Origin of the sequence: Streptomyces sp. NPDC047130, from assembly GCF_040643475.1 — a bacterium.
GTDB lineage: Bacteria > Actinomycetota > Actinomycetes > Streptomycetales > Streptomycetaceae > Streptomyces.
In genome coordinates this window covers 75,343-91,416 of record NZ_JBEYUK010000027.1, presented here as the reverse complement: position 1 = coordinate 91,416, position 16,074 = coordinate 75,343, and the positions used below count along the sequence as shown (strand labels likewise).

Sequence of the window (16,074 nt, the reverse complement as noted above, 5' to 3'; positions counted from 1 at the left end):
GGTCACCACCGACCACGACCGCCCGGTGCTCCAGCGCCGCACGCCCCGTCGCCAGCGAGAACGCCACGTCCGACGGCTCCGCCTCCCCGGCCACCAACAGCAGCCGCTCCGCCTGCCGCCGCAACGCGGCGGCCGAACGGCCCGACAGCTGCCAGGCCACCGGGCCGGCTGCGGCTTCCCCGGTCGTCTCCTGGGCGGCGGAGCTCTCGGGCGCTTCCTCGATGATGGTGTGGACGTTGGTGCCGCTGACGCCGAAGGAGGAGACGCCCGCCCGGCGCGGTCGCTCGCCGCGGGGCCAGTCCCGCGCCTCGGTCAGCAGCTCCACCGCGCCCGACGACCAGTCCACCTGGGAGGTGGGCTCGTCCACGTGCAGGGTGCGGGGCAGCCGCTCGTTCCTCAGCGCCTGCACCATCTTGATCACGCCGGCGACGCCCGCGGCGGCCTGCGCGTGTCCGAGGTTGGACTTGACCGAACCGAGCAGCATCGGTCGTCCCTCGGGCCGGTCCTGGCCGTAGGCGGCGAGCAGGGCCTGCGCCTCGATCGGGTCGCCGAGCCGCGTGCCGGTCCCGTGCGCCTCGACGACGTCCACGTCGGACGGGGAGAGGCGGGCGCCGACGAGTGCCTGGAGGATGACCCGCTGCTGGGAGGGGCCGTTGGGGGCGGTGAGGCCGTTGGACGCGCCGTCCTGGTTGACGGCCGAGCCCCGGACCACGGCGAGGACCTCGTGGCCGTTGCGGACGGCGTCCGAGAGCCGCTCGACCAGGAGCACGCCGACGCCCTCGGACCAGCCGGTGCCGTCGGCGGCGTCCGCGAAGGACTTGCAGCGGCCGTCGGCGGCCAGCCCGCGCTGCCGGCTGAACTCGGTGAAGACGCCGGGGGTGGCCATGACGGTGACACCGCCGGCCAGTGCGAGGCTGCTCTCGCCGCTGCGCAGCGACTGGCAGGCCAGGTGCAGGGCGACCAGCGACGACGAGCACGCCGTGTCGACGGTCACCGCGGGCCCTTCCAGACCGAGGGTGTAGGCGACCCGGCCGGAGATCACGGCGGTCGCGCCGCCGGTCAACAGGTGCCCGGCGGTGCCGGGTTCGCCCGCCAGCAGGCTGAGGTAGCTCTGGTCGTTGCTGCCCGCGAACACGCCGGTGCGGGTGCCGCGGACCGACTGGGGGTCGATCCCGGCGTGCTCGAACGCCTCCCAGGCCGCCCGGAGCAGCAGGCGCTGCTGCGGGTCCATGGCGAGGGCCTCGCGCGGGGAGACGCCGAAGAAGTCGGCGTCGAACTCGGTGGCGTCGTGGACGAAGCCGCCCTCGCGGGCGTAGCTGTGGCCCTCGCCGTCCGGGTCGCCGTCGAAGAGTCGGGTGAGGTCCCATCCGCGGTCCGTGGGGAAGCCGGAGATCGCGTCGCGTCCTTCGGCCACCAGCCGCCACAGGTCCTCGGGCGTCCCGATGCCGCCCGGGTAGTGGCAGCTCATGCCGATGATGGCTATCGGCTCCTGGGCCGCGGCCTCCTGGTCGCGCAGTTTCTGCTTGGTCCGGCGCAGGTCGAGCGTGACCAGCTTGAGGTAGTCCCGGAGCGTCTCGTCTTCTGCCATGTTCCCGGTACCTCCCAGGCTGCCGCTCGGCCACGGTCCACCCGGGGCCGTCATGCCGCGGGTCCGTTTTCGGGACATCCGCGTCCGCGACGCTATGGACGGCCGGAGAGGGCGGGCAACCCCTACCTGGCGCGACGACCCCTTATCCGGGGGGCGCGGGCCGCCGCGGCCGGGGGCTCAGCGCAGGGCGACGGGGAACTGGAGCATGCCGCGGATGATGAAGGAGCCGCGTCTGCGCACCGGGCCGGCGCGGTGGATGCCCGGCGCCCGGGCGGCGAGCGCGGCCAGGGCGGTCTCCGCCTCCATGCGGGCCAGGGCGGCTCCGAGGCAGAAGTGGATGCCCGCCGAGAAGGCCAGGTTCTCCGGCCCGGGGTTCCGGGTGATGTCGAACCGTCCGGGGTCGGGATAGACCTCGGGGTCGCGGTTGGTGCCTCCCGCGCAGATCGCCACCTCCTCGCCGGCGGCGATCGTCAGGCCCTCGAGCTCGACGTCGGTGTGCGCGATCCTGCGGTACTGCTGCACCGGCGGGTCGTGGCGCAGGGTCTCGCGGACGACGGCGGGCGCGAGCGTCGGGTCGGCGACCAGCATGTCCCACTGCTCGGGGTGCTCGAGCAGGGCGAGCAGTCCGTTGCCGATCAGGTTGACGGTGGTCTCGGTGCCGGCCAGCGGGAGGAACATGCACAGGGGGACCATCTCGTCCATGGTCATCCGCCCGTCCTCGACCGCGGGGAGCAGGTCGCTGATCAGGTCCTCGCGGGGGTCGGCCTTCCGTTCGGCGATGATGTCGTGGAACATCACCGTCATCTCCGCGATGGCGGCGGCCGCTCCGCGAGCGGCCTGGACGGTGGCGACGCCGTCGAGCAGGTAGGCCATGCGGCGGCTGAGCCGGAAGAACAACTGCCGGTGGCGGGGCGGTATGCCGACCAGGTCGCCGATCACCCGCAGCGGGAGCTGCTGGGCGAAGGCCCGCATGAAGTTGACCTGGTCGCGGCCCGCGAGCATCTCGTCGATGAGCTCGTCGGTGAACCGCTCGACCTGCGGCTGCCAGTGGGCGAGCCGGCGGGGGTTGAGCGAGGGCGTGGCGAGCCGGCGCAGGCGGGTGTGGTCGGGCGGGTCGAGTCCGAGCATGGAGTTGTCGAACGGCATGAACTCGGGCGGCTTGTCGCCTTCCGCGGTGCGGACGCCGAAGCGCCGGTCCCGCAGGATCTGGTTGGCGACCCGGTGGCTGGCGGTCGCCCAGGCGCCCACCGCGCTGCGGTGCAGGGGCCCGCGCGCGCGAAGCCGCTCGTAGAGCGGATAGGGATCGTCGGGGACCAGCAGCACGGCGGCGTACGGGTCGCCCTCCTCGGCCGTTCTGCGCAGGTAGTCCTGCACCACGGTCGCCTGGTATCGCGCTCTGCGCTCCGCCTCGAGTTCCGACATCCGTCACCCCACCGCGCATGGGGCAGTCCGTCTGCCCCGTCCGTCACGCTACGGGGAGACGCACCCCTAGCCTCAACCCCTACGTCCGCCGGGCGCACCGCGGGAGACCTGGTGGGCGGGGCGGAGGTAGGGGCCCCGGGCGACGGCCGCACGGGCGCGGGGAGGACCGGCAGCGTCCGGGGCCGGCTGTCCGGGACCGGCTGTCCAGCACCGGCTGTCCGGCACCGGCGTCCAGGGCCGGCTGTCCGGGCCTGTTGTCCGGGCGGGGCTCAGGGCCCGCCCGCGTGCCGGGCCGCCGCGAGGTCCAGGAACCGCGCGAACTCGCGGACCGAGTCGTCGCTCCCGCTCCCTCCGGCGAGGACGACCGCCGGAGGGCGGACGCCGTCGTCCGCGGCCAGCCTGGCCAGTTCGTAGGCCCCCGCTCCCCCGCCGGAGAAGGCGCCCAGCGCCGACAGCCGGCCCTCCGTCACCACCGGCCGCAGCGCCTCGTACCAGGCGCGGACGCCGTCGGGGGCCGGGTGCAGCAGGATCAGCGCGTCGGGGCCCGGGTAGGACCGGGCCACCCGGGAGTACCAGGAGGGCGGCGCGTCCGGCGAGGGCGCCAGGCAGACGACCCCGCCGGTGCCGGGCCGGAGCGTGGCGAACGCGGTCTCGGGCCGCGCCGCGCGGGGCACGGCGTCGAGGAAGCCCGCGACGGTCGTGACGTCGTCGGCCCGGTGGGGCAGCTCGCGGAGCAGGCGGGCGCAGTGCGCCAGCAGGCCGGTCGCGTCCGGGAGCCGGGCGCGGTCGTGCTCGACGGCCAGGACCAGGCCGCCGCCCTCGTCGTGGTGCGAGACGAACGTGACCGGGAACGAGGTCGCGGCGCCCGTCCTCTCGGGGCTCCCCACACGGACGCCGAGCGCGGCGAGCGAGGGCTCCACGCCCTCGTGCGGCCGGAGCCGGGTCTCGAAGACGAGCAGCGTGTCGTAGGCGCGGGGCGGGCGGGCCGCGTGCCGGTCGGGGCCGTCGTCGGGGGCCGTCCAGGAGCGGATCTGGCCCGCGGACACCCATTCGTACGCCGCCAGGTCGAGCGCCCGGTCGCGCAGCCGGACCAGGAGGTCGGGCACGGTGGCGGCCGGGTCGACCTCGACGGACACGGGCAGCGGGTTGCGCAGGGCGCCCGGGAGCCGTTCCACACCGTCGAGGGGGATCCCCCGGCCCGAGACGGCGACGCTGAACCGTACCGGCGTCGGCCCCGCGGCCCCTGCCGCCCGGTACAGCAGCAGCGCCCACGCGACCTGGAGCGCCCCGCTCTCCGTGGCGCCCCAGCGGGCCGCCCACGCCCGCAGGCGGGTGGCCTCGGCGGCGGTGAGCCGCAGCACGGCCCGGCCGGTCCCGGGCGGGGCCGCCGGGCCGGGGGGCGCGACGACGGCGAGGGCCTCGGCGCCCCGCGGGGGTACGGCGCGCAGCCAGAAGTCCCGTGCCGCGGTCAGGTCCTGGCCGGCGAGCCAGTGCGCGTGGTCGCGCTGGTCGGGTCGCCGGTCGCCGCCGGGCAGCGTGCCGCCCGCCACGTACGCCCGGTAGAACTCCTCCAGGAGCAGGCGCACGCTCCAGGTGTCGAGCAGCGCGTGGTGGTAGGTGAGCAGGACGCGGGTGGCCGGCGCGGTGAGGGGCACGCCGTCCGGGCCGATGTGCTGGGGGTTGTCGAACAGCGTGACCCGCAACGGCCCCGGGGAGCGCGGGTCGAGGCCGCGCCGGCGGTCGCCGACGAGGACGTCGGCCCAGGACGCCTTCGCGTAGGACAGCCGTACCACCTCGGACACGACGCGGTCGTGGACGACGACGCGGGGGTCGGGGCCGGCCGCGAAGGACGACCTGAGCACGGCTTCCTGGTCGAAGACCGACTGCCAGGCCGCGGTGAACCGCCCGGTGTCCAGCGGGCCGTGCCAGGTCCAGCTGAGCTGCTCGATCTGGCGACCGGTGCCGGGGTGGGCGTCGGCGTCGGCGAGGATCTCCCGTTGCAGCGGGCTCGCCGCCACGGTGAGCCGCGGGACGTCCCGTGCGGTCACCGCCGGTGCGCCGTGGGCGTCGCGCGCCAGCTCCTCCAGGACGTCGCGCAGCACGGCGAGGAGGCGGTCCGCGGACTCCGCGGTGATGCCGTCCCGGGGGGCCGGCAGCCACTCCAGCCCGAAGCGCAGCCGCCCGTCGGAGGCCGTCCGGGCGGTGAGGTCGAGGGCGTACGGCACGACGGGCCGCGGGCCGGGCGAACCGGCGGCGTCGGGGACGAACCGCGCCAGCACGGGCACGGGTTCGCGCAGCACCAGCCGGAGGGCCGGATCGGCCGCGTACTCCCGGCACGCGCCGTACGAGCCGCTTCCGACGGCGGCCAGACGCCGGGCGATCCGCTCGACGGCGTTCCCGGCGTCCCCGTCGGGGCCGGCGGCGGCCATGAGGACGACGGGTTCGGTCTCGGCGAGCGGCCCGACGGTCCGGGCGAGGGCCGGGCTGTCCTGACGGCCGTCGGTGTGGACGTCGAAGGACGCGTATCCGGTGCCGCGCCACCGGGCCAGGGCCATGCCGACGGCTCCGGTGAGCAGTTGGGCCGGGGTGAGCCCGAGCCGGCCGGCCAGGACGCCGGTGAGGCGCGTGGTGGCCGCCTTGCCCAGCCGGAAGCCGGGGTGCCGGGTGGGGGCGTGGTCCGGGAGGGGGTGGCGGGAGCGGAACGCGGTGGCCGTCGCGCGGTCCTCCGCGACGGTCCGCCAGCGGTCGGTGGCGGTCGGGTCGGCGGCCAGGGCGGGCAGCGAGGCCACCCAGTCCGCGTACCGCACGCCCTCCTCCGCGGCGAGGTCCTCCTCACCTTCCGTCAGCAGGGCTTCCAGGCGGGCCCTCAGGACGCCGGCCGAGCGGGCGTCGGCGACGAGTTCGTGGACGACCACGGCGAGCCGGCGCCGCTTGCGCAGGAGGACGGCGCCCAGGGTGCGGCCGACCGACGGGTCGAGCCCGCGGGCGACGTCGGCGACGGCCGCCGCCTCGCGTGCCCGGCCGACGTCGGCGACGCCGCACAGGGTCCCGTCCGGCGCCGCGGCCGCGGGGGCCGTGCCCCCGTGGTCCGGGCCGGCGGGGGACGTGCCGACCCGTGCGGCGAGCAGCGGGTGGGCGCGTACGAGCGCGCGCAGGGCACTGTCGACCTGGGCGCGGGTCAGGGGTTCCGCCGCGTCGACCAGCACGATCGGGTGCGTCCGGGCCGGGGCCTCCTGGTTCCGCAGCAGGTCGAGCTGGGCAGGCGCGAGCGGCACGCCGGGCCGGTCGGGGGAGGTGAGCAGGTCCGCGACCAGCCCGGCGGGGAAGGCGTCCGCGTCGGCGGGTCCCGCGACGTGCAGCAGGTGGTGGTCGGTTCCCAGCCGCTCCAGCCGGTGTTCCCAGCGCCGGCCCGCGGGCCCCTCGCCCGGTCGGCCGGCGCCGGCACGCTCGAGCACCGCCGCCACCCGCCCCGCGCTCAGCGGTCCGCGCACCTCCAGCACGGGCGGGCCGTGCGGCAGTTGACCGGGGTCGACGACCACGGTCGTCGCCGTCTCGGGCGGAGCCGCGCCGTGGGACGGTTCGCCGAGGGAGGGGCCGCCCAGGGACGAGCCGCCGAGTCCGGCGTCCCGGAGGCCCGCGTCCCGTTCTTCGCTCATCGCGGTGTCGGGGCGGTCGCGGCCCCTGCCTCCTCTCCCCTGTGGTGGTGCTCCCCTTGCTCTCCTCGCGTCCTCCGGGCCGGCGGCGGTCAGCCGGTCCGGGTCGCCTGCTCCCCAGGGGTGGCGAGCGCGGAACGCGCCGGGGGGAGTTCGGAGGAGCTCATCAGGATCGAGCGCTGCAGCCGGCGCAGCCCGGCGGACGGTTCGAGACCGAACTCGCGGACCAGGGCTCGGCGCAGGCGCTGGTAGACCTCCAGCGCCTCGGTGCGCCGGCCCGAGCGGTGCAGCGCCATCATGAACTGCCCGTGCAGCGTCTCGTGGGTGTGGTGGCGGCTGACCAGGACGGAGAGTTCACCGATGATCTCCCGGTGGCGGCCCAGCCGCAGATCGGCCTCGATGCGCTGGTCCAGCGCACAGAGCCGGATCTCCTCCAGGCGGCGGACCTCGGCCGACAGGTGGGTTCCGGCCCGCACGTCGACGAGCGCGTCCCCCCTCCACATCGCCAGCGCCTCGCGCAGCTGCCGGGCGGCACCCGCCAGATCTCCGGCGTCCATGGCCCGGTGTCCCATACCGGCCAGGCGCTCGAACTCGCGGACGTCGCTGGTCCCGCCCGAGGTGTTCAGCAGGTAGCCGCCGGGCACGGTGACCAGCACGTCCTTGGCGGTGCGCGGCGGTGCGCCGCCGTCGTCGAGCGCGAGGGCCGCGTCGATCATCTCCCGCAGCTGCAGCACGTACGTCTGCAGGGTGGCACGGGCGCTGCGCGGCTGCTTCGTCCCCCACAGTTCCTCGGTCAGCGAGGAGACGTAGACGACCTGGTCGGCGTTGAGGGCGAGCAGGACGAGCACTTGCCGCGGCTTGGGGGCCGTCGGCGTGATCGAGACCCCGTTCTCCCGGACGGTCACCCCGCCCAGTACCGAGATGTCCAAGACTTCTCCCCCACGCCGCACGAGTCGGCAGTCCGCGGGCTTGCGTCAGCCCGATGCTGTGATGATCCGAGTAAAAAACAGCACGGACGGTTTGTCAACGCGTCGAGAGGGCTTCGGAAGGGCTTTTCCCGCGACTCCGCCGACGGTCGAGCGGGCAATATCTGGCAAAAGGGGCAACGATCGACCTTGTGCGGGCGCCGGGCAGTCGGCAACCGGGCTGAAAAACAGCCCGTGCGGTCTCTTGTCGGGGCGAGCCGTTCAGCCCTTGGCACCGGCACTCAGGGGCGGCAGCATCAGGTCCCAGAACCTGGTGACCGTTCCGTCGTCGAGCCAGGAGCCGTCCCGGCCGCCGAGCACCTCGAACCCCACCGTCGCCGCCACGACGGCCTCGGCGGCCCCCCGCGCCGACACACCGGCCGCGAGCAGTTCCGCCTCCGCGGCCCGGTCCAGCATGCGCTCGACCCACACCTGCCACTCCCGGCGGGGGTCGGCGCCGGCGGCGCCCTCCCCCCGCAGCTCCGGCCCGCCGCTCAGCGCGAAACCGGCCCGGACCACGACGTCCTCGGAGAGCCGTCCCACCAGTGCCCGCATGGCGTCGACCACACCCAGGAGGGGGCCGGCGGCCTCGGCGGCCTCGGTCGTCCGCCGCACGGCGGCCGTCGCCTCCTGCCGGACGGCCTCGGCCAGCGCGAGCTTGCTGGCGAAGTGGAAGTGCAGCGCCCCGTTGCTGACGCCCGCGCGCAGGCTGATCGCGGAGATCGAGGCACTCGCGTACCCCTGCTCGGCGAACACCTCGGAAGCGGCGCGCAACAGCGCCCGACGCGTACGGGCGGCCCTCTCCTGCTTCACCATCACATGCCTCCTGACACACCGCGGCACTCGTCGTCCATCTCAGGCCTTCCGGGGCAGGGGCAGCTCGGGGAGGCGGGCCGGAGGCATGCCTCAGGTCCCTGGGGCAGAGAATAACAAACCGCGCGTGCGGTTTATAGGGCCGGGTGGTCTCGTCCTCGACGGGGGGTGGCGGTCGGTGCCGCGGGGCGTGTCGCCCTCCCCCGCGGGGTCACGCCGCGAAGGCCCCGCGGTGGTCCCGGGCCCACTCCTCGAAGGACCTCGCCGGGCGTCCCGTCACCCTGCCGATCGTGTCGTCGACCTGGGACTTGGCGCCCGCCCGTTGACGGGCCGCGCTCGCCAGGAGTGCCTCGACGACCTCGGCCGGGTGGCGCCGGGCCCATGCGGCGCGGGCCTCCTCCCGGGTCAGCTCCTCCAGTCGGAGCGGGACCCCCAGGATCCGCCCGAGCTGCTCGGTCTGCTCGGCGGCACTGAGCGCGGACGGTCCGGTCAGGCGGTAGGACCGCCCCGCGTGCTCGTCCCCGGTCAGCGCACGCGCGGCGACCTCCGCGACGTCCCGGGGGTCCACGCACGCGTTGGCCGAAAACCCGTACAACGTCCTCACCACGCGTTCCGCCCGTACGGAGGCCGCCCAGGACAGCGTGTTGGACATGAACGAGCGCGGTCGCAGCAGCGTCCACTCCAGGCCGGACCCGCGCAGCAGCTCCTCGGAGGCCCGCTGCCACCGGGTGACGGCGTCGTCGGCCTCCGGGTCGAGGACGGCGGCGGCGGAGAGTTTCACCACCCGCCGGACGCCGGCGGACCGCGCCGCGCGGAGGAACGCCGCGTCGTGGTCGCCGCCGACGACCGTGGTGACCAGGAACGCCGTCCGCACCCCCGCCAGCGCCGACGCCAGCGACGCCGGATCGCGGTAGTCGGCGGTCACCGCCCGAGCCGTGCGGCACTCCGCCGGCAGGCGTGCGGGGTCACGCGTCATGACCCGCACTGCGAGCGCGGTCCCCGGCACGGCGGAAAGAGACCGGACGACCTCCCTCCCCACGGTGCCCGTCGCACCGGTCACAAGAATCACGGGAGTTCCTTTCTAGGGGGTAACACGCATGCTGGTTTTGGCTCACAGGCAGACCGCGGACCACGATCGGCAGCTTGTAAGATACGAACTGGGCGGTTTTTTGTTCGGCCCTCTCTGATCAGCGACCGAAGGAGGCCGACGACATGGTGAAGCAGGAACGGGCCATCCAGACCCGCCGGACCATCCTCTCGGCGGCGGCCAAGGTCTTCGAGGACCGTGGCTACCAGGCCGCCACCATCAGCGAGATCCTCACCACGGCCGGTGTGACCAAGGGAGCGTTGTACTTCCACTTCCCGTCGAAGGAGCACCTGGCCCAGGGCGTCCTGCACGAGCAGGACCAGTGGCTGCCCGTTCCCGAGCGCGCCTGCAAGGTCCAGCAGCTCGTCGACACGGTCATGCTGCACGCCTACCGTCTACAGACCGACCCGATGGTCAGGGCGGGCGTCCGGCTCTCGCTCGACCAGCAGGCCCACGGCCTCGACCGGAGCGGCCCCTTCGTCCGCTGGGGCGAGATAATCCGGGACCTGCTCGAGAAGGCCCAGGCGCAGGGCGAGTTGCTGCCGAACGTCCACCCCGGCGAGACCGCGGACACCCTGGTGGGCGCCTTCGCCGGGGTCCAGGCCATGTCGCAGGCCATGTGCGACTACCAGGACCTGTTGCGCCGGGCCTCCCACCTGCTGCGGCACGTCCTGCCCAGCGTGGCCGTGCCCTCGCTGCTCGCCTCCGTCGACTTCTCCGAGGCCCGGGGCGGGACGATCGCCGACGAGCTGCGGAGGCCGGCGACCGGGGAGCACACGGCAACGGTCGGCCAAGGGGTCAGGCACAACTGACGCCGCCCGCCGCGGGCCCGGTACAGCTGACCGGCCGGGCAGGACTGACGAGCCGGGCCGGGCCGACGAGGAAGGGCCGGGCGGGGGAACGGGCCGAGCGGGGCGGACGGACAGGGCGGGGCGGTCAGCCGGCGAGGCGCACCCGCCCGGCCGCCTCGGGCCCTTCGTCCCGCGCCGCGGCGACGCCCTCGCCGAAGTAGGTGGACAGGGCCGGCGCGAGACCCTCGCTGCCCGGCGCCGCCCAGGCGATGTAGCCGTCGGGCCGCACCAGCAGGGCGTCGCAGGGCACTTCCGGCGTGGGCTCGGCGTCCACGACACGCACCACCCCGTACCGCCGCCGCCCGACCTCCCGCTCCCCGTACTCCCGGCCCCGCGCGCCGAAGCGCAGCAGCAGTGGCCGCCCCGCGCGCAGCAGCCCGATCACATCGGTCCGTCTCCTCGCCGTCGTGAGAAGGACGTTGCGCAGGAACGTCCCCTCGCGCGGGGGCTCGTCCGGGGTCGGCGCGGGGCAGGCGGTGGCCTGCGCGCTGATCATCGATCCGAGGAAGGCGGTCTCCCCCGCCTGGGCGCCGCCCTGGGCGAACAGCCTGACGAACAGCGAGCGCAGCGGGTCGAGTTCCGGATCCGGCCGCATCAGGGCGAGCTGCGCCCGCGTGTGGTCGATGACGCGCTGCGCCTCGGGTCTGCGCTCCTGGTCGTACGTGTCGAGCAGCCCCTCCCCCGCGCGGCCGAGCACCGTGTACGCCAGCTTCCACCCCAGCCCCACGGCGTCCAGCAACCCGGTGCTGAGGCCTTGGCCGCCGATCGGGAAGTGGATGTGCGCCGCGTCCCCGGCCAGCAGGATCCGTCCCGACCGGTAGGAGTCCGCGATGCGGGAGTAGTCGCTGAACCTGCTCAGCCACCGGGGCGAGGTCATCGCGATGTCCCGGCCCGCGATCCAGCCGACCTCGCGGCGCAACTCCTCGAGGGAGGGCGGCCGGTGGCGTTCCCGGTGCGGGCCGGAGCAGTTGACGGTGCGCAGCCGGACCGTGCCGTCGGGGACGTCCTTCACGATGATCCAGCCGCGGGGCGTGCGGTGCCATCCCGGCCGCAGGGCGTCGGCCTGGACCAGGCGGACGTCGCCCGCGAGCGCGGACACGGTCGCCGGATAGGTGCTGGAGCCGATGCCGGCCTCCTCGCGCACCGGGCCCCGCGCACCGTCCGCCCCGACCAGGTAGTCGGCCGCGCACTCCACGGGCCTGCCGCCCGGCCCTTCGACGGTGACCCGGACGCCGCCCGCCCCCTGCCGCACCCCGGTCACCCGGTGCCCGCGCAGGATCCGCGCGCCCAGGGCCCGGGCCCGCTGCTCGAACAGGTGCTCAAGTCGGTCCTGCGGACACTTGAGGATGGGCTCGGGCTCCCCTGCCGGAGCCGACACGACGAGCCCGGGAATCCCCGCGAAGTGGAAGGGGCTCTGCGTCGGGGCGGCCCCCGCCTCGGCAGCACCGGACTGCACGAGCCCGTCGAGGTGCCCGCGCCGGACCAGGCACTGCACCGCCCGGGCGTGCAGGGTGGTGGCCCTGGGCCGCTCGGACACCTCGGTCCCGGCTTCGACGACGAGGGTGCGCACCCCGTAGCCGGCCAACTCGCTGGCGAGAAACAGCCCCACCGGGCCGCCCCCGACGACCACCACGTGCACCCGCATGGCGATCCCCCCTCGGAAGGCCGGCGCGCACACGCGACGCCGACCCAGCTCGCTCATCTACGCGGTGACCGAAAAATATACCGGGCAGACGGTTCTTTGCAAGGGTGCGCCTGAGGCCCTGGAAGGGGCGCCGACGTGCGAGGTCACGCCGGTGCGACGCCTCCCTTGGAGCGTTCGGTCTTGCGTCCCTTGACGCCGGGAGCGAGGGTGCGCGGGTCGACGGCCTCGGCCGGCGCGCCGGTCGCGTACAGGCCGTCGGGTTCGGTGTCGCGGTCGTGCGGCAGCAGCCAGAAGACCCGGCGGCGGAAGGTGCCCGACGAGTGCGACGGCCGTGCCCGGGGACCGAGTTGGGCGTACCCGATCATCCTGCCGTCACGGTGGTAGGCGGGCTTGCCGCGACGGGTCGGCAGCCGGTCCAGGCTCTGCCGTACGTAGTCGAGTCCGTCGACGTCCTCCAGCCACACGAGGGCGACTTCGTGACTGATCTCGTCCTCTGCGATGAGGGCACTCATGCGTCCTCCTCATGGGCGAGCAGCCCGATGCCCGGGTAGTACTTCCGCTGGTTGGACAGGATCATCCCCTTCGGGGACGTGAGCCCCACCGCCTCGCGGACCCGCGCGGCGAAGGACCGGGACGAAAGGGGAGAGGCGCCCTCATTCTGGCACCACCCCTTGTAGCGCTGGTAGAGCTGTGCCTGTTCCACCCTGAACTCCGGTGACAGGCGGCACACTTCGGAGAGGAACCGGCCCGTGTGGTCCTCGGTCTCGGCGTAGGCGGTGGTCGCCACCCGGACGCGCTCGGGGCCGGTGAGGTCCTTGCCGCCGGACAGGTAACGGCGGGAGCCGTCGATCAGCCAGTTGAGAATGCCCGGTCCCTCCTCGGTGACGAGCAGGTCGGCCAGATTGTCGATCTTGCGATCGTCGGGGACGACCCGCTCGAAGGGGATCATGCGTATGCGGCGCCAGAAGGCGAATCCGCCCGTGCCCACCTCGGGGCGGTGATTGCCCAGCAGCCACAGCTTGTGCGTCGGCTCGAAGCTGAAGAAGTCCTGCCGCATCCGTCTCGCCTTGATCCGGTCGCCACCGGTGAGCAGCTTGACCCGTGCCTCGTCGAAGCGGTCGCCCGGCTTGACCTCGGAGCAGACGATGACCCGGCGGCCGTGCAACTCGGCGAGGTCCGTCGGATGCCCTTCGTAAGGACGGGCCATCAGGAATCCGGGGGGCGCGGCGTCGGCGTAGTCGCCGAGCAGCTTGAGCAGGACGTCCAGCAGTACGGACTTGCCGTTCTTGCCGGAGCCGAACAGGAAGGGCATGACCTGGCCACCGACGTCTCCCGTGATCGAGTAACCCAGCAGGACATGGAGGAAGTCGATCATCTCCTCGCCCTCGGTGTTCTCGCCGAAGGTGTCGGTGAGGAACCGGAGCCAGCGGGGCGTGGGCATCTGCCGGGGGCTGACGGTGGTGGAGCGGGAGTGGAAGTCCATCTCCGGGGAGGCGGGCCGGACCCGCCCCGTGCGCATGTCGACGATGCCGCCCGGCGTGCACAGGGCGTAGGGGTCCGCGTCCAGCAGCGCCGCGTTGAGGACCATGCCGGGGGCCGATCTCGCCTGCACGAGCATGGAGTTCATGCCGGAGGTGCTCAACGCCCGGCGCCGGTGCTGCTGGAGGGCCTGGGTGGTGTAGACCCCGCGGGGATCGGTGGTGGCGATGTTCTCGGCCAGGTCGCCGGCGGCCCACATCACCGTGTCCTCCTCGTCGATCTGCCAGCGCGTGGAGTCCCACCGGTACCAGCCGAGGCCGGGGACGTGGCGGTAGTCGTTGGCATAGAGTTTGACGAACAGTTTGGCGTTGCCGCGATCGCTGAGGGTGTCGGGGAGCAGTCCCGCCGCCGTCGCGTGTTCGGTTCCCTGGCCGGGATCCGCAGCCTCCTGCGGCCCTTGCCCTGGGGCGTGGGCGGTACTGGCGTACGCCACGATCTGGGCGGCCACGGCACGGGGGTCGAAAAGCCCCTCGCCGGGGTCGATGGTCACACATACCCCCCGAAGCACAGCGCTGGGCGCTGCGTCACGAGGAGGGGACGCGGTCGCACCTGGAGCAGGACCAGCGGACCATACCCGGACCCCCGTGGGTCCCTGCTCCAAAACTGCGGCTCATCGGCCATGCGTTCCCCCAACAGCGACCGAAGCGACCCACTGATGCACACACACTAGCGACTTTCGATCACCGGGCGTAGAGCTGTGAAAAAAACCGTCCGGTTTGTGAAAGCTGCGAGGGGTTGGCTTCCGTAGCTGCCGACGACGTTCGGTAGCTCCGTTCATCTTCCGCGAACACGCAGGTCACACGGGGTGTCCTCAAGAATCAGCGACCGAAGCGACTCGGTCTGAGGGTATACGACACCCTCCTGCGTGCGCCTGTGCGTCATAGATAGGAACCTTCGGTCGCTTCAGTCGCTGATCGTCCGGCCCGAGCCTGTGAGCTGCGGATTCTCTCCCGCGGCGGGGAGCGACCGAAGAACGGTCGGTCGCTGCCCTGGTCTCGAACCGGGAGCGCCGTCGGTTTTCGCTCGCCTTTTCTTTCCTCCGTGTTCACGTGCGACGGGGTGCCGCACTACCGTGTGCGTCCGTTCGGTGGTTAGGTCGCTTCGGTCGCTTCGGTCGCTCCAAGGAGAACCCGCATGCCTGATGAGCTGCACTCTTCCGACAGCGACTCAAGCACCGCCGCCTTCCCTGGCCCCGCGCCCGCCCCCACACCCGCCCCCGCACCGGTCGCCCTCGCCCGCTGGTGCGCCGATCAGGGCTGGCCGGTCCTCCCGCTCGCCCCGGGCCACAAGACGCCGGCGGCGAACTGCGAGGCCTGCCGTGCCCCTGGCCACACCTTCGACGACTGCTCCTGCTCGACGGCCGGTCGCTGGTGCCACGGCTTCCGGGCGGCGACGCTCGACCCCGAGCGCATAGGGCACTGGTGGTCCGTCAACCCGCGCTTCGGCGTGGGCGTGGCCTGCGGCCCCGCGGAGCTCGTCGTCATCGACATCGACGCCCACCCGGGGCGGCAACTGCCGTCCCGGGACCGGGTCCTGCCGGGAATCGACATCAGCGACCGTGTGGACCTGGCCGGCGTGCGCACCGGTTTCCACACGCTGGCGGTCCTCGCCGCGCTCGCGGGCCGGGACAGCCCGGCCGAGGACGCGACGACCCTCCGCGTGAGAACCCCGTCGGGCGGGATGCACGTCTGGTACCAGGTGTCCGACGGCCGCCGCTGGCAGTGCTCCACGGGCTCGACCACGGGACGTGCCCTGGCCTGGCAGGTCGACGTCCGCGCCCACGGCGGGTACATCATCGCACCGGGCACGACCACGCGCGCGGGCACGTACACCGCGGTCGGCGAGGCTCGCCGTCCCGCGCCGCTTCCCGCGTGGCTGGCCGCCGAGTTGGCCCGCACCGGCCACTCCCCCACTCCCCCGCCGCCTGCTCCCCGTCCGGTGCCGCCCCGGGCGAGGCAGGCCGTGGTGGAGGCGGGCGGTGGCCGCGACCGGGCGGGACGCCTGCTGGCGCACTGCCTCGCCGAGGTCGCGGCGTGCGGCGCGGTCGCCGAGGGCGCCGGTTTCACGGACAAGCTGAACCGCGCGGCGTTCACGGTGGGCGGCCTGGTCGCCGGCGGGCACGTCCCGCAGGAGGCCGCCGAGGAGGCGCTCCTGCGCACCGCGGAGCTGGCCCGCCCGGGGCAGGGACGGCGGGCAGCCCAGATTATCCGCAACGGCATGGCGGCGGGAGCTCGGCGCCCCCTGCACCTCAACGGGTGAGACCTCCGCCTCGGCCGTCCCCCGGTCATGGCGGAGCGCCGATTATTACCCGGTAATGAAGGAGAGGAGCGGCCGTCCGGGACGAGGTCCCGCTCAAGCTCCGCAGCCACAGCCACAGCCACAGCCACAGCCACAGCGAACGAGCACTCCTGGCTCCTGGTCCCTCCCCCGGCCGGGACACCTGCGCGCGAGCGCAGGGCACTCCGAGGGGCCGCTCCGCCTGGGTGGTCCCGATGCGGGTCCCGTGGAGCG

General features: G+C 74.0%; 11 protein-coding genes. 2 read left to right on the top strand and 9 right to left on the bottom strand.

Features of this window, described 5'->3' with window-relative positions; translation table 11 throughout:
- The 6 genes from ABZ836_RS25650 to ABZ836_RS25625 all read right to left on the bottom strand — a co-directional run.
- Nucleotides 1-1,588 (bottom strand): beta-ketoacyl synthase N-terminal-like domain-containing protein (locus tag ABZ836_RS25650; RefSeq protein ID WP_361145865.1); only part of this gene is annotated, 1,588 nt, incomplete at its 3' end.
- 177 nt (nt 1,589-1,765) lie between these two features.
- Nucleotides 1,766-3,010 (bottom strand): cytochrome P450, encoded by a 1,245-nt coding sequence (locus ABZ836_RS25645; protein ID WP_356137349.1) that lies wholly within the window; start codon nt 3,008-3,010, stop codon nt 1,766-1,768.
- A 269-nt stretch (nt 3,011-3,279) separates the two neighbouring features.
- Nucleotides 3,280-6,666: a condensation domain-containing protein gene (locus tag ABZ836_RS25640; RefSeq protein ID WP_356137351.1), complete on the bottom strand. Its 3,387-nt coding sequence runs from the start codon at nt 6,664-6,666 to the stop codon at nt 3,280-3,282.
- Between the two features lie 89 nt (nt 6,667-6,755).
- Complete coding sequence (locus tag ABZ836_RS25635) at nt 6,756-7,592, bottom strand: AfsR/SARP family transcriptional regulator (RefSeq protein ID WP_356137352.1); 837 nt, start codon at nt 7,590-7,592, stop codon at nt 6,756-6,758.
- Nucleotides 7,593-7,850: 258 nt separating this feature from the next.
- Nucleotides 7,851-8,444, bottom strand: coding sequence for a ScbR family autoregulator-binding transcription factor (locus ABZ836_RS25630; protein ID WP_356137353.1), 594 nt, complete (start codon nt 8,442-8,444; stop codon nt 7,851-7,853).
- Nucleotides 8,445-8,652: 208 nt separating this feature from the next.
- Nucleotides 8,653-9,510, bottom strand: coding sequence for an NAD(P)H-binding protein (locus ABZ836_RS25625; protein WP_356137355.1), 858 nt, complete (start codon nt 9,508-9,510; stop codon nt 8,653-8,655).
- Nucleotides 9,511-9,653: 143 nt separating this feature from the next.
- Here ABZ836_RS25625 and ABZ836_RS25620 point away from each other — a divergent pair, with 143 nt between their 5' ends.
- Nucleotides 9,654-10,340: a ScbR family autoregulator-binding transcription factor gene (locus ABZ836_RS25620; RefSeq protein ID WP_356137357.1), complete on the top strand. Its 687-nt coding sequence runs from the start codon at nt 9,654-9,656 to the stop codon at nt 10,338-10,340.
- Nucleotides 10,341-10,464: 124 nt separating this feature from the next.
- Here ABZ836_RS25620 and ABZ836_RS25615 read toward each other — a convergent pair whose 3' ends face one another.
- From ABZ836_RS25615 to ABZ836_RS25605, 3 genes are all read right to left on the bottom strand, one after another.
- Complete coding sequence (locus tag ABZ836_RS25615; RefSeq protein WP_356137359.1) at nt 10,465-12,024, bottom strand: FAD-dependent monooxygenase; 1,560 nt, start codon at nt 12,022-12,024, stop codon at nt 10,465-10,467.
- A 143-nt stretch (nt 12,025-12,167) separates the two neighbouring features.
- Nucleotides 12,168-12,536, bottom strand: a complete 369-nt coding sequence (locus ABZ836_RS25610; protein WP_356137361.1) for a DUF6009 family protein — start codon at nt 12,534-12,536, stop codon at nt 12,168-12,170.
- Nucleotides 12,533-14,053 carry a phage/plasmid primase, P4 family gene (locus ABZ836_RS25605; RefSeq protein WP_361145857.1) on the bottom strand — a complete coding sequence of 507 codons (1,521 nt, stop codon included), beginning with the start codon at nt 14,051-14,053 and terminating at the stop codon, nt 12,533-12,535. Before ABZ836_RS25605 ends, ABZ836_RS25610 begins: the two co-directional genes overlap by 4 nt.
- A 644-nt stretch (nt 14,054-14,697) precedes the next feature.
- On the opposite strand from ABZ836_RS25605, the gene ABZ836_RS25600 reads away from it, so the two are divergent.
- Nucleotides 14,698-15,822: a bifunctional DNA primase/polymerase gene (locus tag ABZ836_RS25600; protein ID WP_361145854.1), complete on the top strand. Its 1,125-nt coding sequence runs from the start codon at nt 14,698-14,700 to the stop codon at nt 15,820-15,822.
- The last annotated feature ends 252 nt before the right edge of the window (nt 15,823-16,074 follow it).

Coding starts and splice junctions, on each gene's coding strand:
- ABZ836_RS25645 (WP_356137349.1), bottom strand. CDS start 3,010: ATGTCGGAACTCGAGGCGGAGCGCAGAGCGCGATACCAGGCGACCGTG.
- ABZ836_RS25640 (WP_356137351.1), bottom strand. CDS start 6,666: ATGAGCGAAGAACGGGACGCGGGCCTCCGGGACGCCGGACTCGGCGGC.
- ABZ836_RS25630 (WP_356137353.1), bottom strand. CDS start 8,444: ATGGTGAAGCAGGAGAGGGCCGCCCGTACGCGTCGGGCGCTGTTGCGC.
- ABZ836_RS25620 (WP_356137357.1), top strand. CDS start 9,654: ATGGTGAAGCAGGAACGGGCCATCCAGACCCGCCGGACCATCCTCTCG.
- ABZ836_RS25615 (WP_356137359.1), bottom strand. CDS start 12,024: ATGCGGGTGCACGTGGTGGTCGTCGGGGGCGGCCCGGTGGGGCTGTTT.
- ABZ836_RS25610 (WP_356137361.1), bottom strand. CDS start 12,536: ATGAGTGCCCTCATCGCAGAGGACGAGATCAGTCACGAAGTCGCCCTC.
- ABZ836_RS25600 (WP_361145854.1), top strand. CDS start 14,698: ATGCCTGATGAGCTGCACTCTTCCGACAGCGACTCAAGCACCGCCGCC.